Origin of the sequence: Streptomyces sp. (assembly GCF_031181705.1) — a bacterium.
Lineage (GTDB): Bacteria > Actinomycetota > Actinomycetes > Streptomycetales > Streptomycetaceae > Streptomyces.
In genome coordinates, this window is the sequence record NZ_JAPSKN010000120.1 from 1 (window position 1) to 17,283 (window position 17,283).

Consider the following 17,283-nt stretch of genomic DNA (forward strand, 5'->3'; position numbering starts at 1 on the left):
GCTGGTAGCCCACCGCGGAGGGCATACGGCCGAGCAGGGTCGACACCTCGGAACCGGCCTGGGTGAAGCGGAAGATGTTGTCGATGAAGAACAGCACGTCCTGCTTCTGGACGTCACGGAAGTACTCCGCCATCGTCAGGCCGGCCAGGGCCACGCGCAGACGGGTGCCCGGGGGCTCGTCCATCTGGCCGAAGACCAGGGCGGTCTTGTCCAGAACGCCGGACTCTTCCATCTCCGCGATGAGGTCGTTGCCCTCACGGGTGCGCTCACCGACGCCCGCGAAGACGGAGACGCCCTCGTGGAGGTTGGCGACACGCATGATCATTTCCTGGATCAGCACGGTCTTGCCGACACCGGCGCCACCGAACAGACCGATCTTGCCGCCCTTGACGTACGGGGTGAGCAGGTCGACGACCTTCAGGCCCGTCTCGAACATCTCGGTCTTCGACTCGAGCTGGTCGAACGCGGGGGCCTTGCGGTGGATGGGCCAGCGCTCGCCCGTGTGGACCTCGTCGCTGTTCAGCACCTCACCGAGGGTGTTGAACACCTTGCCCTTGGTGAAGTCGCCGACGGGGACGGAGATGCCCGCGCCGGTGTCGGTCACCGGGGCCTGGCGGACCAGACCGTCGGTGGGCTGCATCGAGATCGCGCGGACCAGGCCGTCACCCAGGTGCTGGGCGACCTCCAGGGTCAGCGTCTTCTTCTGGCCCGCCAGCGCCGGGTCGGCGACCTCGACGTGAAGGGCGTTGTAGATCTCCGGCATCGCGTCGACGGGGAACTCCACGTCGACGACCGGGCCGATGACCCGCGCGACGCGGCCAGTGGCCACGCCAGCAGGAGCGGTCGGCTCAACAGTGGTGGTCATTTGTCAGTCACTCCCCGCGGTCGCGTCGGCCAGGGCACTGGCGCCACCGACGATCTCGCTGATTTCCTGGGTGATTTCGGCCTGGCGGGCCTGGTTGGCAAGCCGGGTGAGCGTCTCGATGAGCTCGCCGGCGTTGTCGGTGGCCGACTTCATCGCGCGCCGCGTGGCGGCGTGCTTGGAGGCGGCCGACTGGAGCAGCGCGTTGTAGATGCGGCTCTCCACGTAGCGCGGCAGCAGGGCGTCCAGGACGTCCTCCGCCGAGGGCTCGAAGTCGAACAGCGGGAGGATCTCGCCCTTGGCGGGCTTCGCCTCCTCGGCGACCTCGTCGAGGCTGAGCGGCAGCAGCCGCGCCTCGATCGCCGTCTGCGTCATCATCGACACGAACTCGGTGTAGACGATGTGGAGCTCGTCCACGCCGCCCTCGGCCGTCTCCGTCTCGATGGCCTCGATCAGCGGTGCCGCGACCTTCTTGGCGTCCGCGTACGACGGGTCGTCGGTGAAGCCCGTGAACGACTCCGCGACCTTGCGCTCGCGGAAGTTGTAGTGGGCGACACCACGGCGGCCGACGATGTAGCTGACGACCTCCTTGCCCTCGGCCTCCAGCTTCGCCGTGAGCTTCTCCGCGGCCTTGATGGCGTTGGAGTTGAAGGCGCCGGCCAGGCCGCGGTCGCTCGTGAGGAGCAGGACCGCGGCACGGGTCGGGTTCTCCGCCTCCGTCGTCAGCGGGTGCTTGGTGTTGCTACCGGTGGCGACCGCCGTGACCGCCCGGGTGAGCTCGGTCGCGTACGGGGTGGAGGCCGCCACCTTGCGCTGCGCCTTGACGACGCGCGAGGCGGCGATCATCTCCATCGCCTTGGTGATCTTCTTGGTCGCGGTGACGGATCGGATGCGACGCTTGTAGACCCGGAGCTGGGCTCCCATGAGTCAGGTCCCTTCCTTACGTCACTTGGCGGCAGCGGCCGGGGCGTCCTCGCCGAGCAGCTTGCCGTCGCTCGTCTCGAACTGCTTCTTGAAGTCCGCGATCGCCTCGGCGACGGCCTGCAGGGTGTCGTCGGACATCTTGCCGCCCTCGCGGATGGAGGTCATGAGGCCCTGCTCCTTGCGGTGCAGGTACTCCAGCAGCTCCTTCTCGAAGCGGCGGATGTCGGCGACCGGCACGTCGTCCATCTTGCCGGTGGTGCCGGCCCAGACGGAGACGACCTGGTCCTCGGTGGCCATCGGCTGGTACTGGTCCTGCTTCAGCAGCTCGACCATGCGCTGACCGCGCTCCAGCTGCGCCTTCGACGCGGCGTCCAGGTCGGAACCGAAGGCGGCGAACGCCTCCAGCTCACGGAACTGGGCGAGGTCCACGCGCAGACGGCCGGAGACCTGCTTCATCGCCTTGTGCTGCGCGGAACCACCGACTCGGGAGACGGAGATACCGACGTTCAGCGCGGGGCGCTGACCGGCGTTGAACAGGTCCGACTCCAGGAAGCACTGGCCGTCGGTGATGGAGATGACGTTGGTCGGGATGAACGCCGAGACGTCGTTGGCCTTGGTCTCGACGATCGGCAGACCGGTCATCGAACCGGCGCCCATCTCGTCGGAGAGCTTGGCGCAGCGCTCCAGCAGACGGGAGTGCAGGTAGAAGACGTCACCCGGGTAGGCCTCACGGCCCGGCGGGCGGCGCAGCAGCAGCGACACGGCGCGGTAGGCGTCGGCCTGCTTCGACAGGTCGTCGAAGATGATCAGGACGTGCTTGCCCTGGTACATCCAGTGCTGGCCGATGGCCGAACCGGTGTACGGCGCCAGGTACTTGAAGCCGGCCGGGTCGGACGCCGGGGCGGCGACGATGGTCGTGTACTCCAGCGCGCCGGCCTCCTCCAGAGCGCCGCGCACGCCGGCGATGGTGGAGCCCTTCTGGCCGATGGCGACGTAGATGCAGCGGACCTGCTTGTTCGGGTCGCCCGTGCGCCAGTTGTCGCGCTGGTTGATGATCGTGTCGACGGCCAGGGCGGTCTTGCCGGTCTGGCGGTCACCGATGATCAGCTGGCGCTGGCCGCGGCCGATCGGGGTCATCGCGTCGACGGCCTTGTAGCCCGTCTCCATCGGCTCGTGCACCGACTTGCGGACCATGACGCCCGGGGCCTGCAGCTCCAGGGCGCGACGGTCTTCGGTCTCGATCTCGCCGAGGCCGTCGATCGGGTTGCCGAGGGGGTCCACCACGCGGCCGAGGTAACCCTCGCCCACCGCGACGGAGAGAACCTCGCCGGTGCGGGAGACCGGCTGTCCCTCCTCGACGCCGCTGAACTCGCCGAGGACGATGGCACCGATCTCGCGCTCCTCGAGGTTGAGGGCGAGGCCGAGGGTGCCGTCCTCGAACTTCAGCAGTTCGTTGGCCATGGTCGAGGGCAGGCCCTCCACCTTCGCGATGCCGTCGCCGGCAAAGGTGACCGTACCGACCTCCTCGCGCGAGGCCGCGTCCGGCTTGTACGCCTGGACGAAGTTCTCCAGCGCGTCCCGGATCTCCTCCGGCCGGATCGTGAGCTCCGCCATCTGGGTTCCCTGCTCTCCTTGTTGGGCCCGAAGTTTCTTTGGGGGTCTGGGGGCGACCCCCAGGATTCTTCTGCACGGCCCAACCAGGGCCGTCGTAAGTACGTTGTGCCTATTGAGTTGCTGCTCAGCCGGCGAGCCGGCGGCTGGCGTCCTCGATGCGGTCCGCGAGGGAGCCGTTGATGACCTCGTCGCCGACCTGCACCCGGATGCCGCCGAGGACCTCGGGGTCCACGTCCAGGTTGAGGTGCATCGTGCGGCCGTAGAGCTTCGCGAGGGCGGCGCCCAGGCGCTGCTTCTGCGGGTCGCTCAGCGGCACCGCCGAGGTCACGGTGGCGACCATGCGGTTGCGCCGGTCGGCCGCGAGCTTGGACAGGGACTCCAGTCCCGACTCCAGGCTACGTCCCCGCGGCGCGGTCACAAGGCGCGTCACCAGACGCTCGGTGGCCGACTGGGCCTTGCCGCCCAGCAGGCTGCGCAGCAGCTCGCCCTTGGCGGAGGTGGTGGCCTTGCGGTCGGTCAGCGCGGCGCGCAGCTCGGTGCTGCCGGAGACGATCCGGCCGAACCGGAACAGCTCGTCCTCGACGTCGTCGAGCTTGCCGGCCTGCTGCGCGGCGGTGAGGTCCGCGGTGTCGGCCAGCTGCTCCAGCGCGTCCACCAGATCGCGCGAACGCGACCAGCGGGAACGCACCATGCCCGCGACCAGGTCGGCGGCGGGGCCGCTGACCTGCGTGCCGAGCAGGCGCTGGGCCAGCCCGGCCTTGGTCTCACCGGCCTGCGCCGGGTCGGTGAGGACCCGACGCAGCGACACCTCGCGGTCGAGCAGCGCGGTGACGGCGGCCAGCTCGGCGGCGAGCTCCCCTGCGTCGACGGACGTGGAGTCCGTCAGCGCGTCGAGACGCTCTCGTGCGGCTGCCAGGGCCTCGCGGCTCGCTCCGTTCATCGGCCGGCCTCGGCCTTCTCCTCGAGCTCGTCGAGGAACCGGTCGATCACGCGGCTCTGGCGGGCGTGGTCCTCGAGGGACTCACCGACGAGCTTGCCGGCCAGGTCGGTGGCGAGCTTGCCCACGTCCTGGCGCAGCGCGGACGCGGCGGCCTTGCGGTCGGCCTCGATCTGGGCGTGACCGGCGGCGACGATCTCCTCGCGCTGCCGCTGGCCCTCGGCCCGCATCTCGGCGATGAGGGCGGCACCCTGCTCCTGCGCCTCCTGGCGCAGGCGCGCGGCCTCGTGCCGGGCCTCGGCGAGCTGTGCCTTGTACTGCTCAAGGACGCTCTGGGCCTCGACCTTCATGGTCTCGGCCTCTTCGATACCGCCTTCGATCGCCGCGCGGCGCTCCTCCAGAACCTTGTTGATGTTCGGAAGCAGCTTCTTCCAGAAGAAGAAGAACACGATGGCGAAGGCGATGGTGCCGACGAGCAGCTCGGGGCCCGGAGGGATCAGCGGGTTCTGCTTCTCCTCGGCCGCCAGCTGCACCAGGTTGGCGATCACATCAGTGCCTTCCGTTGAAAGGTTTCGATCGTCCGGTCGTCTTTAGTAGACGAACGGCATGACGATGCCGATGAGGGCGAGCGCCTCACAGAACGCGAAACCGAGGATCTGGTTGGCACGGATCAGACCGGCCGCCTCGGGCTGGCGGGCCAGGGCCTGGGTACCGTTGCCGAAGATGATGCCGACGCCGACGCCGGGGCCGATGGCGGCAAGGCCGTAGCCGATGGAGCCGAGGTTGCCTTCGACGGCGGCGAGGGTCTCAAGGGCAGCCATGCTGAATCTTCCTTCTCTTTCAGGACCGATGGGGGTTGGCCACCGGACGTTCTGGGGGCTGAGAGTGGTCGGGGCTCAGTGATGCTCGGCGAGAGCGCCCTGGACGTACGTGCAGGCGAGGAGTACGAAAACGTACGCCTGGACGGCCTGCACGAAAAGTTCGAAGACGATCATGACCGTGGCCATGACGAAGGAGACACCGGCCGCCGGGATCATCCAGCTGTTCAGCAGGTACCAGGACGCGACGGTGAACATGACCAGCATCAGGTGGCCGGCGAACATGTTGGCGAAGAGTCGCACCGCGTGCGTGAACGGTCGGACGAGCAGGTTCGAGAAGAACTCGATGAGCATCACGAGCGGCAGCACCGGGCCGAGCGACTTGTCGTAGCCGGTGACGTTCTTGAAGAACCCGACGAAGCCGTGCCGCTTGAAGGTCAGCCCGACCCACGTCACGTACACCACCGCGGCCAGGACGGCCGGGTAGGCGATGATCGAGGACACCGGGAACTGCGCCAGCGGGATCACGGACCAGATGTTCATGATCCAGATGAAGAAGAACAGCGAGACCATCAGGGGGACGTACTTCTCGCCCTCCTTCTTGCCGAGGGTCTCGTAGACGATGCCGCGGCGGACGAAGTCGTAGCCGGCCTCACCGACCATCTGCAGCTTGCCCGGCACCACCTTGGCCTTGCCGAAGGCCGCCCAGAAGAAGCCGATGACAAGGATGGTGGTGATGATGGCGAGCAGCATCACCTTGTTGAACTCGTACCCCCCGACCGTGCCAATCGGCTTGAAGAGGAACGAGTGCAGGCCCGGAGCCGGAAAACCACACCCGTTGTCGGACATGATCCGACAGCTCCAGTCAAAGGCGAGCTGGGTCTGGTCAGCACTCACCGCGGGCTCCTTCGGCGTGACGCATGGGTACGGCAACCTCGTTGTGTCGGCGCGGCGCAGGGCCGCGGTTCGGCACGGGACTGGTGTTACGGATGTGGGGGCGGCTGGGGGGCATCTCGCCTCGCGATGGAGCAGGCGTCAGCTCGGATGCCCGCGCCCGCGATGCCGCAGTTGGCACCGGACGATAGCAGGAGATCTCATGCCTCTTTATCCCGGCCCTATCCCTCACGACGAGTGCCCCGATTTTTCGGGCTTCCCGCCCGTCGTCGAATCGGGCTCGACGTAAAGGATCTTGGCCTTCATATGGGCACGCGCCTGTGCGGCGATCCACGCGAGAGTGCCGGCGACGAGCGTGAGGGCGAAGGCCTTGGGATGGAACAGCGTGGTGTTCTTGAACGCGGCCATGAAGACGAACAGCAGCAGGATCTGCGCCGCGTAGAGCATCAGACCCATCGCCTGGAAGAGGTGCGGAAGCGATTTGGCGGTGCGCTGCAGGACGTAGAGACCGATCCCCATGAACAGGATCACCACGAGCGTCGCGACGACCGCGCCGATCACCCCCTTGCCACCGGCCACCAGGCCACTGACGACGGCGGCTACAGCACCGACGGCAGCCGTGGGCACGGCGGCCTGGGCCAGAATCCGGGCGTCATTGGACGGCATGGCGGCAACTCCGCTTTCGCAGGGGGCAGGGGTGTCGTCATGGACGAGCGTAGTCCCGGGCTGAGTGGAGACCTCACGCCGCTGGACCGTCGCACTGCGGTCCTGCGGCTCTATCCGGGGGTTCTCGTGAACCGTATCACAAACTATTTGATGCAGTCTTTACCTGAAGGTGTGCGCACCGTCACACATGAGAGTGAACCTGCGCGTCTGAGCGAGAACCTTGCCGAGTTGTCTGGTATTAGGGCGCTTCGCACCCCCATCACCATCCCACGACTTGGCAATGCTCTAGTCAGATTCTTACCTTGACCCCGCCTTGCGCCGGTCGGCCAGGCGTGAGCGGGCGCCGATGGCGGTCGCACCGTTGACCCCCGCGACGCCGGACGCCACGGGGGCGCGGCTCCCGGGTCCGGCCGGGACCGGCTGGTCCGCCGCTGACGCCGGCGTCGAGGCCTCCGGCGCGAGGGCGGTGACCGCTCCGCGGCGCCGGTAGCGCGGCGGCACGAACCGCTCCATCCAGCGCGGCGTGCGCGGCGTGAACCGCGGCAGCAGGAGCAGCACCAGGCCGATCGCGCTGAGGAACACCACGCCGAGCACGATCCACATGGACGCCGAGTTGACCGAGTAGGCGAGCGCGCCGAAGGCGATGAGCGCGGACCAGAAGTACATGATCAGCACCGCGCGGCTGTGCGAGTGGCCGATCTCCAGCAGCCGGTGGTGCAGGTGCCCGCGGTCGGCGGCGAACGGGGACTGGCCGCGCCAGGTGCGGCGCACGATCGCCAGGATCAGGTCGGCGGCCGGCACCGCGATGATCGTCAGCGGCAGCAGCAGCGGGATGTAGACCGGGACCGTCTGGTGCACGGCCTCCTTCTCCGACCCGACGTACAGGTTGAGCGCGTCCGGGTCGACCTGGCCCGTGACGGAGATCGCCCCGGCGGCCAGCACCAGGCCGATCAGCATCGAGCCCGAGTCGCCCATGAAGATCCGCGCCGGGTGCATGTTGTGCGGCAGGAAGCCCAGGCACATGCCCATCAGGATCGCCGAGAACAGCGTGGCCGGGGCGGCGGCCTCGACGCCGTACGAGTACCAGATGCGGTAGGCGTACAGGAAGAACGCGGTGGCCGCGATGCAGACCATGCCGGCCGCGAGGCCGTCCAGGCCGTCGACGAAGTTGACCGCGTTGATGGTGATGACGACCAGCGCGACCGTCAGCAGGGTGCCCTGCCACTGGGTGAGCGCCACCGAGCCGACGCCCGGGATCGGCAGCCACAGGATCGTCAGACCCTGCACGACCATCACGCCCGCGGCGATCATCTGGCCGCCCAGCTTGATCAGGGCGTCGATCTCGAACTTGTCGTCCAGCACGCCGATCAGCCAGATCAGCGCGGCCCCGGACAGCAGCGCCCGCGGTTCGTTCGACGTCTCGAAGACCTGGTTGAGGTTGGTCAGGTGGTCGGCGACCAGCAGGCCCGCGCACAGGCCGAAGAACATCGCGATACCGCCGAGCCGCGGAGTGGGTTCCCGGTGCACGTCACGTGCCCGGATCTCCGGCATCGCCCCGGCCACGATCGCGAACTTCCGTACCGGCCCTGTCAGCAGATACGTCACCGCGGCCGTGATGCAGAGCGTCAGCAGGTATTCACGCACGGGCTTCCCCACAGGTCTCGCTGGCCATCTCAGCTCCACACCCTAGCGATGCGCGCATATGGGTGGGGACTTCCGGGTAGCGACGATGGTTGCACGAGTGGCCGCGCACCTGGTGCGCTTATCCCGAGTCAGCGGGGATAGGGCGGAAATGCACCGGCCAGCTCCCGCACTTCTTCACGGGCTCTCGCGGGATCCGTCACACCCCGCAGCACTCCCGCGAGCAGCTTGGCGATCCGGGCCGCCTCCGCCGCGCCCATGCCCTGCGTGGTGATCGCGGCCGTCCCGAGGCGCAGGCCCCGGGCGTCGCCGTGCGGCAGGGCGCAGCAGTCCAGGACCAGGCCGGCGGCGGCGAGACGGCCCCGGGCGGTGCGTCCGTCGACGCCGAGCGGGGCCGGGTCGGCGGTGATCAGGTGGGTGTCCGTGCCGCCGGTGGTGACGGCCAGTCCCTCGGCGGCGAGCCGGGCCGCGAGGACCCGCGCATTCGCCACCACCTGATGGGCGTACGCGGCGAACGCCGGTGTTGCCGCCTCGCCGAACGCGACGGCCTTGGCGGCGATGGTGTGCATCTGGGCGCCGCCCTGTGTGAAGGGGAAAACGGCCCGGTCGACCCGCTCGGCCAGTTCCGCCCGGCACAGGATCAGACCGCCGCGCGGGCCCCGCAGCACCTTGTGGGTGGTCGCGCAGACGATGTCCGCGTACGGCACCGGGCTGGGCGCCGCTCCCCCGGCCACCAGACCCATCGGGTGCGCGGCGTCCGCGACGAGGTAGGCGCCCACCTCGTCGGCGACCTCGCGGAAGAAGGCGTAGTCGAAGTGGCGGGGGTAGGCGATCGAACCGCACACGATCGCCTTGGGCCGGTGCGTGCGGGCCAGGGTGCGCACCTGCTCGTGGTCGACGAGCCCGGACTCGGCCTCCACGCCGTAGCCGACGAAGTCGAACCAGCGGCCGGAGAAGTTCGCCGGGGAGCCGTGGGTGAGATGACCGCCGTGCGGCAGGCCCAGGGCGAGGACGGTGTCCCCGGGGCGCAGCAGGGCCGCGTAGGCGGCCAGCACCGCCGAAGAACCCGAGTGGGACTGGACGTTGGCGTGGTCGGCGCCGAACAGGGCCTTGGCGCGGTCGACGGCGAGGCGCTCGGCGACGTCCACGATCTCGCAGCCGCCGTGGTGCCGCGCCCCCGGATAGCCCTCGGCGTACTTGTTGGCGAGCGGGGACCCGAGGGCGGCCAGCACGGCCGGGGAGCAGAAGTTCTCGGCCGCGATCAGCTGCAGGGTCGTCGCCTGCCGCTCCCGCTCGCCGAGCAGGACGTCGGCGAGCTCGGGGTCCTGACGGCGCAGGACGTCGGCCTCGATGGCAGGGGTGACCGTCATGGTGGGCTCCGGGCGTCGACGGTGACGTACGACCAATGTAGGCCCGGGGCCCTGGGGGCGCTCGGTCGTTACGTCCGTGCGGGGACGCCGGTGAGCGCCGTGACGACCGGGTCGAGCGCCTGGTGTATCTCGTCCCCGATGGACCGGAAGAACGTCAGGGGCGCCCCGTACGGGTCGTAGACCTCGTCCGCCTCGGCGTTCGGGGCGAGCAGCCACCCGCGCAGAGCCGCCGCGGCACGGACCAGGGCACGCGCGCGGACGACCACGCCCTCCTCCAGGGGCGGCAGGGTCGTCGGGTCGATGGCCTTGACCAGGCGGGTGAATTCCTTGAGCGTGAAGGTCCGCAAACCCGCCGAGTGGCCCATGGAGATGACCTGGGCCCGGTGGTCCCGGGTGGCGGTCAGCACCAGGTCGGCGCGGATCACGTGCTCGTCGAGGAGTTCGCGCCCGGTGAAGCCGGAGGCGTCCGCGCCGAAGTCGGCCAGGACCGTCTCCGCGTGTGCCTCCATGGGCGCGCCCTCGTGGCCCCAGGTGCCCGCGCTCTCCACGATGAGACCGCCGCCCAGGATGCCCAGCCGCTCCTGCACGAAATGGCGGGTCAGCCGCTCGGTGATGGGCGAGCGGCACACGTTGCCGGTGCTGACGTGGAGGATGCGGAAGCTGTCGCGCGGAAGTCCCACGAAGGTCGTCGTGATCTCCGCCGCGCTCTCCCCGTTGCCTATGCCACGCCCCTCAGGGGCCGTCAATTCGCCACCTCGAGGTCGGGTACGACCTTCCTCAGCTCGTCCGCCGAGAGCGCGCCGGCGCGCAGCAGCAGCGGCACCTCACGGGTCACGTCCACGATCGACGAGGGCACGTTGCCGGGGGTGGGGCCGCCGTCGAGGTAGACGGAGACGGAGTCGCCGAGCATCCCCTGCGCCGCGTCGCAGTTCTCCGGCGCCGGGTGGCCGGTGAGGTTGGCGGAGGACACGGCCATGGGGCCGACCTCGGTGAGCAGCTCGATGGCGACGGGGTGCAGCGGCATCCGCACGGCGACGGTGCCCCGGGTGTCCCCCAGGTCCCACTGCAGGGACGGCTGGTGCCTGGCGACCAGGGTCAGCGCGCCCGGCCAGAAGGCGTCGACGAGCTCCCAGGCCAGCTCGGAGAAGTCCGTGACGAGCCCGTGCAGCGTGTTCGGGGAGCCGATGAGGACGGGGGTGGGCATGTTGCGGCCCCGGCCCTTGGCCTGCAGCAGGTCGGAGACCGCCTCCGAGGAGAACGCGTCGGCGCCGATGCCGTACACCGTGTCCGTCGGCAGCACCACGAGTTCGCCACGGCGGACGGCGGACGCTGCCTCACGCAGACCGGTCACTCGGTCGGTCGCGTCGTTGGTGTCGTATCGCCGTGCCATCTTTAGCTGGCCTCCTCGTACACGTGCTGCTGGGATGAAGTCCGCGACGTACTCGACGTACTCGACGTACTCGACGTACTCGACGTCCGTGCGGACCGCGGGATGTCCTGGGTGCTCACGGCAGTGCCTTGCGGGCCGTGGCGAAGCGCGGGCGGTTGTTCAGGTCCGGGTGGTCGGCCGCGTCGGTCCAGCCGCGGTCCTCGGCGAAGATCCACGGCACCTGGCCGCCCTGGGTGTCGGCGTGCTCCACGACCACCACGCCGCCGGGGCGCAGCAGCCGGTGCGCGGTCCGCTCCAGGCCGCGGATGAGGTCCAGGCCGTCCTCGCCGGAGAAGAGGGCCAGGCCGGGGTCGTAGTCCCGCGCCTCGGGAGCGACGTACTCCCACTCCGTGAGCGGGATGTACGGCGGGTTGGAGATGACCAGGTCGACCTGGCCGTCGAGGTCCGGGAAGGCCGTCAGGGCGTCGCCCTGGCGCAGCTCGACCCTGGACCCCTCCACGTTCTTGCGGGTCCACTTCAGGGCGTCCTCGGACAGCTCCACGGCGTGCACGCGCGAGCGCGGGACCTCCTGCGCGAGGGCGAGCGCGATGGCGCCGGAGCCGGTGCACAGGTCGACGATGCACGGCTCGACGACGTCCATGGCCCGGACGGCGTCTATGGCCCAGCCCACCACGGACTCGGTCTCGGGCCGCGGCACGAACACCCCGGGGCCGACCTGGAGTTCCAGGTACCGGAAGTAGGCGCGCCCGGTGATGTGCTGGAGCGGCTCGCGGGCCTCGCGGCGGGCGATGACCTCCCAGTACCGGGCGTCGAAGTCGGAGTCCTTGACGGTGTGCAGCTCGCCGCGCTTGACGCCGTGCACGAACGCGGCGAGCTCCTCCGCGTCGGTACGCGGCGAGGGCACGCCGGCGTCGGCGAGCCGCTGGGTGGCCTGGGCCACCTCCGCGAGCAGCAGGTTCACGCAAGTCCTCCGAGTGTGCTCGTTCGTGCCTCAGGGGGTGTCTCATGGGTCGAGCCGGGGTCGCGGGGTCTGGCACGCACATCTGCCGCGTTGTCGTCGGTTGCCGACGCTCCGCGCCGACGCACTCCTCCGCCTTGCAGCTGCACGCACCAGACCCCGCTCGACTCAGCTAACCAGGTACCGCACCTCTCCTCCGGCCCGACCCATGAGACACACCCCCTACGCAGCCGCCAGCTTCGCCGCCGAGTCCGCGTCGACGCAGGCCTGGATCACCGCGTCGAGGTCGCCGTCCAGGACCTGGTCCAGGTTGTACGCCTTGAAGCCGACGCGGTGGTCCGAGATGCGGTTCTCCGGGAAGTTGTACGTGCGGATCTTCTCGGAGCGGTCGACGGTGCGGACCTGGCTGCGGCGGGCGTCGGCGGCGTTCCTCTCCGCCTCCTCCTGCGCCATGGCGAGCAGCCTGGAGCGCAGGATACGCAGTGCCTGCTCCTTGTTCTGCAGCTGGCTCTTCTCGTTCTGGCAGGAGGCGACGACTCCGGTCGGGATGTGCGTGATGCGCACGGCGGAGTCGGTGGTGTTGACGGACTGCCCGCCGGGCCCGGAGGAACGGTAGACGTCGATGCGCAGGTCGTTGGGGTTGATCTCGACGTCGACCTCCTCCGCCTCGGGCGTGACGAGCACACCGGCCGCGGAGGTGTGGATGCGGCCCTGGGACTCGGTCGCGGGCACGCGCTGCACGCGGTGCACGCCGCCCTCGTACTTCAGCCGGGCCCACACGCCCTGTCCGGGCTCGGTGGCGCCCTGGCCGCCCTTGGTCTTCACGGCGACCTGGACGTCCTTGTAGCCGCCCAGCTCGGACTCCGTGGCGTCGATGATCTCGGTCTTCCAGCCGACGCGCTCGGCGTAGCGCAGGTACATGCGCAGCAGGTCACCGGCGAACAGGGCCGACTCGTCGCCGCCGGCTCCCGCCTTGATCTCCAGGATGACGTCCTTGTCGTCGCTGGGGTCGCGCGGGACGAGGAGGAGGCGCAGCTTCTCCGTCAGCTCTCCCTGCTGCTTCTCCAGCTCCTTGACCTCGGCCACGAAATCGGGATCGTCGGCGGCGAACTCACGCGCGGTCTCGATGTCGTCGCCCGTCTGCTTCCAGGAGCGGTACGTCGCGACGATCGGGGTGAGCTCGGCGTACCGCTTGTTCAGCTTGCGCGCGTTGGCCTGGTCGGAGTGGACCGACGGGTCGGCGAGCTTCTTCTCCAAATCGGCGTGCTCGGCGACGAGTTCCTCGACGGCCTCGAACATCTTGGGGCTCCTGTGTACGGACGGGGGGTGAAGGGCGGGCGACCAAAAACGCCGGTCCCGGCGCGCCCCTGGGTGGGGACACTGCCGAGGACCGGCGAAATGGGGCTCGCTACTTCTTGGAGCCGGCGGCCTTGCCGAAGCGGGCCTCGAAGCGGGCCACACGGCCACCGGTGTCGAGGATCTTCTGCTTGCCCGTGTAGAACGGGTGGCACTCGGAGCACACGTCGGCCCGGATGGTGCCGGACTCGATGGTGCTGCGCGTGGTGAACGACGCGCCGCAGGTGCAGCTGACCTGCGTCTCGACGTACTCGGGGTGGATGTCGCGCTTCAAGGTGTCTCCTAGGTTTCGGGAGGGCGCCGGGTCGCCGCCGCGGGATGCGGGGGCGTGAACCGGAGCCGACGTACCAGTCTGCCAGGACTGGGGCCATCCCCCAAAACCGGGGGTTGCGGTGATCTATTCCCCGCGGGCCGGTGGGGGTTGCTCGCGCAGTTCCCGCGCGCCCCCGGGGACGTGTCCCTCAGGGGGCGTTCACGACGCCCTTGGCCTCGCCGGTCGCCGTGTCCTTCGTGGCGCTCTTCGGGATCGGCTCGTCGTTCGCCAGGGCCTGCCAGATCTGGTCGGCCTTCTTCTCCTGGAGCAGGACGCGGTTGGGGTCGGCCGGGTCGTAGACGACCGGCATCGTGACCATGTGCATGTTGGCGGGGCTGATGCCCTGCAGGCCGCTCGCGAAGGAGGCGAGCTTGTTGACCGAGCCGAGGTCGGAGTCGGTCGTCACCGTCTTGGTCGCGGTCTCCGCGAGGTCGAGCAGCTTCTTCGGGTTGGTGAAGACGCCGACGTCCTTGACCTGGTTGACCAGCGCCTTGATGAAGGCCTGCTGCAGCTGGATACGGCCGAGGTCGGAGCCGTCTCCGACGCCGTGCCGGGTGCGGACCAGGCCGAGGGCCTGCTCGCCGTCGAGTCTGTGCGTGCCGGCCTTCAGCTTCAGGTGGCTGTCGGGGTCGTCGATGCTCTCGGTCGTGGTGATCTCGACGCCGCCGAGGTCGTCGATGAGCCTCTGGAAGCCGGCGAAGTCGACCTCCAGGTAGTGGTCCATGCGCAGGTCGGTGAGGGACTCGACGGTCTTCACGGCGCAGGCGGCGCCGCCGGTGGAGTACGCGGAGTTGAACATCGCGTTCCGCGCGGCGGGGTGCTCGTTGCCCCGGGTGTCCGTGCAGGCGGGCCGGTCGATGAGGGTGTCGCGCGGGATGGAGACCACACTGGCCTTCTTGTGGCCCTTGTAGAGGTGCACGATCATCGCCGTGTCGGAGCGGGCGCTGCCGTCGTCGGTGCCGCCGCCCAGCTTCCTGTTGCTGCCGGAGCGGGTGTCCGAACCGAGGACCAGGATGTTCTCCGAGCCGTTGTCGGCCGCCTTGGGCCGGTCGGTGCCGAGGGCCTGGTCGATGTCGACGCTTTTGAGGTTGCCGTTGAGCTCGAAGTACACGTAGCCCAGGCCCGCGCCGCCCAGGACGACGATGCCCGCGGCGGTCCACGCCGTGATGATCAGGCCCTTGTGGCGCTTGCGGGGGGCGCGGCGGCGGCCCTTGCCGCGGTGACGCGGCTCCTTGGTGCCGGTCTCGCCCGGTATGCCCGGATCCGGCGTGCTCTCGGCAGACATGTGCTCCTCAGCTCGTCTACGGTCGGTTACCCCCTGCGGTCAGCGCCAGGCGTGGGCCGGTCGGAACCCTTCCTCGCACCATCGTCGCTCCGCCTGGTCAGACGGGGAAACTCGGGAAAGGGTTGCACAACGGACTGTGCCCACCGCGTGGGGCGGTGGGCACAGTGTGTGGCGGGTGGTGCCGGAGGGAACCGGCTCACCTGGTGTTTCAGCCGAAGATGTCGTACTGCTTGAAGTCGGTGGCGACGGACTTCCTTGTGGCGAAGATCTCGCTGGTCGCCTTGCCGGTGCCGGCGTACAGGTAGAGCGTGCCGCCAGGGGTGCGGGCCAGGAAGTCGGCCCTGCCGTCGCCGGTGACGTCACCGACCGCGTCGAAGGCGTTGTACGTGGTGCTGCTCCAGGTGCGCACCTTGACCCGGGCGGAGAACGCCCCGGTGCCGGACTTGCCGGTGCCCTTGTACAGGTAGATCGTGCCGCCGGTCTTGCTGCGGGCGATCAGGTCGGTCTTGCCGTCGCCGGTGAAGTCGCCCTTGCCGCGGACGGAGTTGTACTGGTTCCAGCCGGAGCCGACCTTCACGCGCGGGGCGAAGGTGCCGTTGCCCTTGCCCGGGTAGGTCCACATCACGCCCGCGGAGTCGACCGAGAGCAGGTCGGGCAGGTAGTCGCCGGTGACGTCACCGGGGGTGATGATGCGGGTGCGGGTCTTCCAGTTGTCGGCGATCTGCTTGGTGGACCAGGTGCCGCTGGAGATCACGTAGTGGGTCCAGTAGACGTCGCCCGTGGTGCTGACCCGGTAGACCAGGTCCTGGTAGCCGTCGCGGTCGAGGTCGGTCTGCAGGACGACGTTGACGCCGCTCCAGTCACCCCAGGACTCGCGGGCGGCGAGGGAGGTGCCGTTGGAGTTCTTGGAGTAGCCGGTCCTGGTGGAGGCGTTGCGCACCCACACGTCGGCCCGGTGGTCGCCGTTGATGTTGGTGTCGTCGAGCCGCGGGTAGGTGGCGCCGACGTAGGTGCTGACCTTGCTGAAGACGCTGTAGGCGCCCTTGGCGACGCAGTCGGTCACGCCCCAGGACACGACACCGACGATGCGGTTGTTGACCACCAGGGGACCGCCGGAGTCGCCGTTGCAGGCGGTGGTGGTGCCGGTGTCGCTGCCGCTGGCGGGCTTGCCCGCGCAGACCATGTGGCCCTTGACGAAGTCCGCGCCGTACGCGGCGGAGCAGGTCGAGTCGGACTGGATGGGCAGTGTGGCCGTCTTCAGCGTCTCGGAGATGGCCTCGCTGGTGGAGCTGGTGCGGCCCCAGCCGTAGACCTTGGCGCTGGTGCCGGCCGCGTACGAGGTGGTGTCGCCGGACGTGGTCATGCGGATCGGCGTCGCCTTGACCGGGACGGGCAGGGTGAGGACCGCGATGTCGTTGTCGATGGTGCTCGCGCTGTACGACGGGTGGTTCCACTGCCGCCAGACGCCGGTGACGGTGCCGCCGTGCAGGTCGGTGCCGTCCTGCGAGGGCAGCTGGGCGGTGCCGGTGACGATGGCGCCGTTGCCGTGCCAGTCGTAGCCCTTGACGCAGTGGGCGGCGGTGAGGATCTTCGTCGGCGCGACGACGGCGCCGCCGCAGAAGAAGCCGATGTCGTCGCCGGTGCTGGAGGTGCCCCGGTCGTCGTAGTAGTGGAGCTGGGCCATCCACGGCGCCGAGGTGATGGTGGTCTGGCTGCCACCGATGATCTTCGGGTCGATGCCGCTGGTGCCGGTGCTCGCGCTGAGCGAGGCCTTGCTCGTCCCGCCCGCCGTGTCGTCACCGGCCATGGCGCCGGCGACGCGCTTCTCCAGCTCGGCGAGCGACGGCGAGCCGGCCACGGCGGGCTTGACGGCGGGCTGCGGCAGCGGGGTGGCGGCCCCGGCGGACGTCGTCAGCAGCGCTGCGGCCACGGCGGCGGCCACACCGGCCGCCGCGACGGGCAGTGCGATGCGTATCCGGCGTCTGTGCCGGCCGCCCCCGGGCATGGATGTACCCACGAATGTCCCCCCTAGGGATCACAAGTTCGAAGAGAGCGTGATCCTATCCGCCCCGGAACAGCGCGAAGGGCCGCCCCCGTACCGGGAGCGGCCCTCTCGCGCAGTGCCTGCCTCAGTCGCCGTTGCCCGGCGTCGGCGTCGTCTTCTGGATCTGCATCAGGAACTCGGCGTTCGACTTCGTCTGCTTCATCTTGTCGAGGAGCAGCTCGACCGCCTGCTGCTGGTCGAGGGCGTGCAG

The 17,283-nt window shown here is 69.4% G+C and carries 16 protein-coding genes and 1 pseudogene; all 17 read right to left on the reverse strand.

What is annotated here, in order from left to right:
• Window positions 1–865, reverse strand: a pseudogene (locus tag RIN80_RS20765) (F0F1 ATP synthase subunit beta); the annotation flags it as partial.
• Between the two features lie 3 nt (window positions 866–868).
• The gene (locus tag RIN80_RS20770; protein ID WP_309097131.1) at window positions 869–1,786 is read right to left on the reverse strand and encodes a F0F1 ATP synthase subunit gamma; all 918 of its coding nucleotides are present in this window, start codon (window positions 1,784–1,786) and stop codon (window positions 869–871) included.
• A 21-nt stretch (window positions 1,787–1,807) separates the two neighbouring features.
• Window positions 1,808–3,400 (reverse strand): F0F1 ATP synthase subunit alpha, encoded by a 1,593-nt coding sequence (gene atpA, locus RIN80_RS20775; protein ID WP_309097132.1) that lies wholly within the window; start codon window positions 3,398–3,400, stop codon window positions 1,808–1,810.
• A 124-nt stretch (window positions 3,401–3,524) separates the two neighbouring features.
• Complete coding sequence (locus RIN80_RS20780) at window positions 3,525–4,340, reverse strand: F0F1 ATP synthase subunit delta (protein ID WP_309097133.1); 816 nt, start codon at window positions 4,338–4,340, stop codon at window positions 3,525–3,527.
• Window positions 4,337–4,885: a F0F1 ATP synthase subunit B gene (locus RIN80_RS20785; protein WP_309097134.1), complete on the reverse strand. Its 549-nt coding sequence runs from the start codon at window positions 4,883–4,885 to the stop codon at window positions 4,337–4,339. Before RIN80_RS20785 ends, RIN80_RS20780 begins: the two co-directional genes overlap by 4 nt.
• Window positions 4,886–4,927: 42 nt before the next feature.
• A complete protein-coding gene (gene atpE, locus RIN80_RS20790) occupies window positions 4,928–5,158 on the reverse strand; it encodes an ATP synthase F0 subunit C (RefSeq protein WP_030049631.1) in 231 nt (76 codons plus the stop codon).
• Between the two features lie 75 nt (window positions 5,159–5,233).
• Complete coding sequence (gene atpB / locus RIN80_RS20795) at window positions 5,234–6,004, reverse strand: F0F1 ATP synthase subunit A (protein WP_309097143.1); 771 nt, start codon at window positions 6,002–6,004, stop codon at window positions 5,234–5,236.
• 273 nt (window positions 6,005–6,277) lie between these two features.
• The gene (locus tag RIN80_RS20800; RefSeq protein WP_309097135.1) at window positions 6,278–6,715 is read right to left on the reverse strand and encodes a hypothetical protein; all 438 of its coding nucleotides are present in this window, start codon (window positions 6,713–6,715) and stop codon (window positions 6,278–6,280) included.
• A gap of 297 nt (window positions 6,716–7,012) precedes the next feature.
• Window positions 7,013–8,359, reverse strand: a complete 1,347-nt coding sequence (locus RIN80_RS20805) for an MraY family glycosyltransferase (RefSeq protein WP_309097136.1) — start codon at window positions 8,357–8,359, stop codon at window positions 7,013–7,015.
• A 128-nt stretch (window positions 8,360–8,487) separates the two neighbouring features.
• Complete coding sequence (glyA, locus tag RIN80_RS20810; RefSeq protein ID WP_309097137.1) at window positions 8,488–9,726, reverse strand: serine hydroxymethyltransferase; 1,239 nt, start codon at window positions 9,724–9,726, stop codon at window positions 8,488–8,490.
• Window positions 9,727–9,794: 68 nt separating this feature from the next.
• Window positions 9,795–10,472: a protein-tyrosine-phosphatase gene (locus RIN80_RS20815; protein WP_309097138.1), complete on the reverse strand. Its 678-nt coding sequence runs from the start codon at window positions 10,470–10,472 to the stop codon at window positions 9,795–9,797.
• Entirely contained in the window at window positions 10,469–11,116 is a 648-nt protein-coding gene (locus tag RIN80_RS20820; RefSeq protein WP_309097139.1) for an L-threonylcarbamoyladenylate synthase, read from the reverse strand. The genes RIN80_RS20815 and RIN80_RS20820 overlap by 4 nt, the downstream gene beginning before the upstream one ends.
• Before the next feature lie 115 nt (window positions 11,117–11,231).
• Window positions 11,232–12,077 carry a peptide chain release factor N(5)-glutamine methyltransferase gene (gene prmC / locus RIN80_RS20825; RefSeq protein ID WP_309097140.1) on the reverse strand — a complete coding sequence of 282 codons (846 nt, stop codon included), beginning with the start codon at window positions 12,075–12,077 and terminating at the stop codon, window positions 11,232–11,234.
• 219 nt (window positions 12,078–12,296) lie between these two features.
• On the reverse strand, window positions 12,297–13,373 hold the full coding sequence (gene prfA / locus RIN80_RS20830) for a peptide chain release factor 1 (protein WP_309097141.1): 1,077 nt from the start codon (window positions 13,371–13,373) through the stop codon (window positions 12,297–12,299).
• A gap of 109 nt (window positions 13,374–13,482) precedes the next feature.
• Window positions 13,483–13,704: a 50S ribosomal protein L31 gene (gene rpmE / locus RIN80_RS20835; protein WP_003992975.1), complete on the reverse strand. Its 222-nt coding sequence runs from the start codon at window positions 13,702–13,704 to the stop codon at window positions 13,483–13,485.
• A 187-nt stretch (window positions 13,705–13,891) separates the two neighbouring features.
• Window positions 13,892–15,028, reverse strand: coding sequence for an LCP family protein (locus tag RIN80_RS20840; RefSeq protein WP_309097142.1), 1,137 nt, complete (start codon window positions 15,026–15,028; stop codon window positions 13,892–13,894).
• A gap of 208 nt (window positions 15,029–15,236) precedes the next feature.
• A complete protein-coding gene (locus tag RIN80_RS20845) occupies window positions 15,237–17,033 on the reverse strand; it encodes a trypsin-like serine protease (protein WP_309097144.1) in 1,797 nt (598 codons plus the stop codon).
• Between the last annotated feature and the right edge of the window lie 250 nt (window positions 17,034–17,283).

Coding starts and splice junctions, on each gene's coding strand:
- RIN80_RS20845 (WP_309097144.1), bottom strand. CDS start 17,033: ATGCCCGGGGGCGGCCGGCACAGACGCCGGATACGCATCGCACTGCCC.
- atpB (WP_309097143.1), bottom strand. CDS start 6,004: ATGTCCGACAACGGGTGTGGTTTTCCGGCTCCGGGCCTGCACTCGTTC.
- glyA (WP_309097137.1), bottom strand. CDS start 9,726: ATGACGGTCACCCCTGCCATCGAGGCCGACGTCCTGCGCCGTCAGGAC.
- atpA (WP_309097132.1), bottom strand. CDS start 3,400: ATGGCGGAGCTCACGATCCGGCCGGAGGAGATCCGGGACGCGCTGGAG.
- RIN80_RS20800 (WP_309097135.1), bottom strand. CDS start 6,715: ATGCCGTCCAATGACGCCCGGATTCTGGCCCAGGCCGCCGTGCCCACG.
- RIN80_RS20780 (WP_309097133.1), bottom strand. CDS start 4,340: ATGAACGGAGCGAGCCGCGAGGCCCTGGCAGCCGCACGAGAGCGTCTC.
- prfA (WP_309097141.1), bottom strand. CDS start 13,373: ATGTTCGAGGCCGTCGAGGAACTCGTCGCCGAGCACGCCGATTTGGAG.
- atpE (WP_030049631.1), bottom strand. CDS start 5,158: ATGGCTGCCCTTGAGACCCTCGCCGCCGTCGAAGGCAACCTCGGCTCC.
- RIN80_RS20840 (WP_309097142.1), bottom strand. CDS start 15,028: ATGTCTGCCGAGAGCACGCCGGATCCGGGCATACCGGGCGAGACCGGC.
- RIN80_RS20820 (WP_309097139.1), bottom strand. CDS start 11,116: ATGGCACGGCGATACGACACCAACGACGCGACCGACCGAGTGACCGGT.
- RIN80_RS20770 (WP_309097131.1), bottom strand. CDS start 1,786: ATGGGAGCCCAGCTCCGGGTCTACAAGCGTCGCATCCGATCCGTCACC.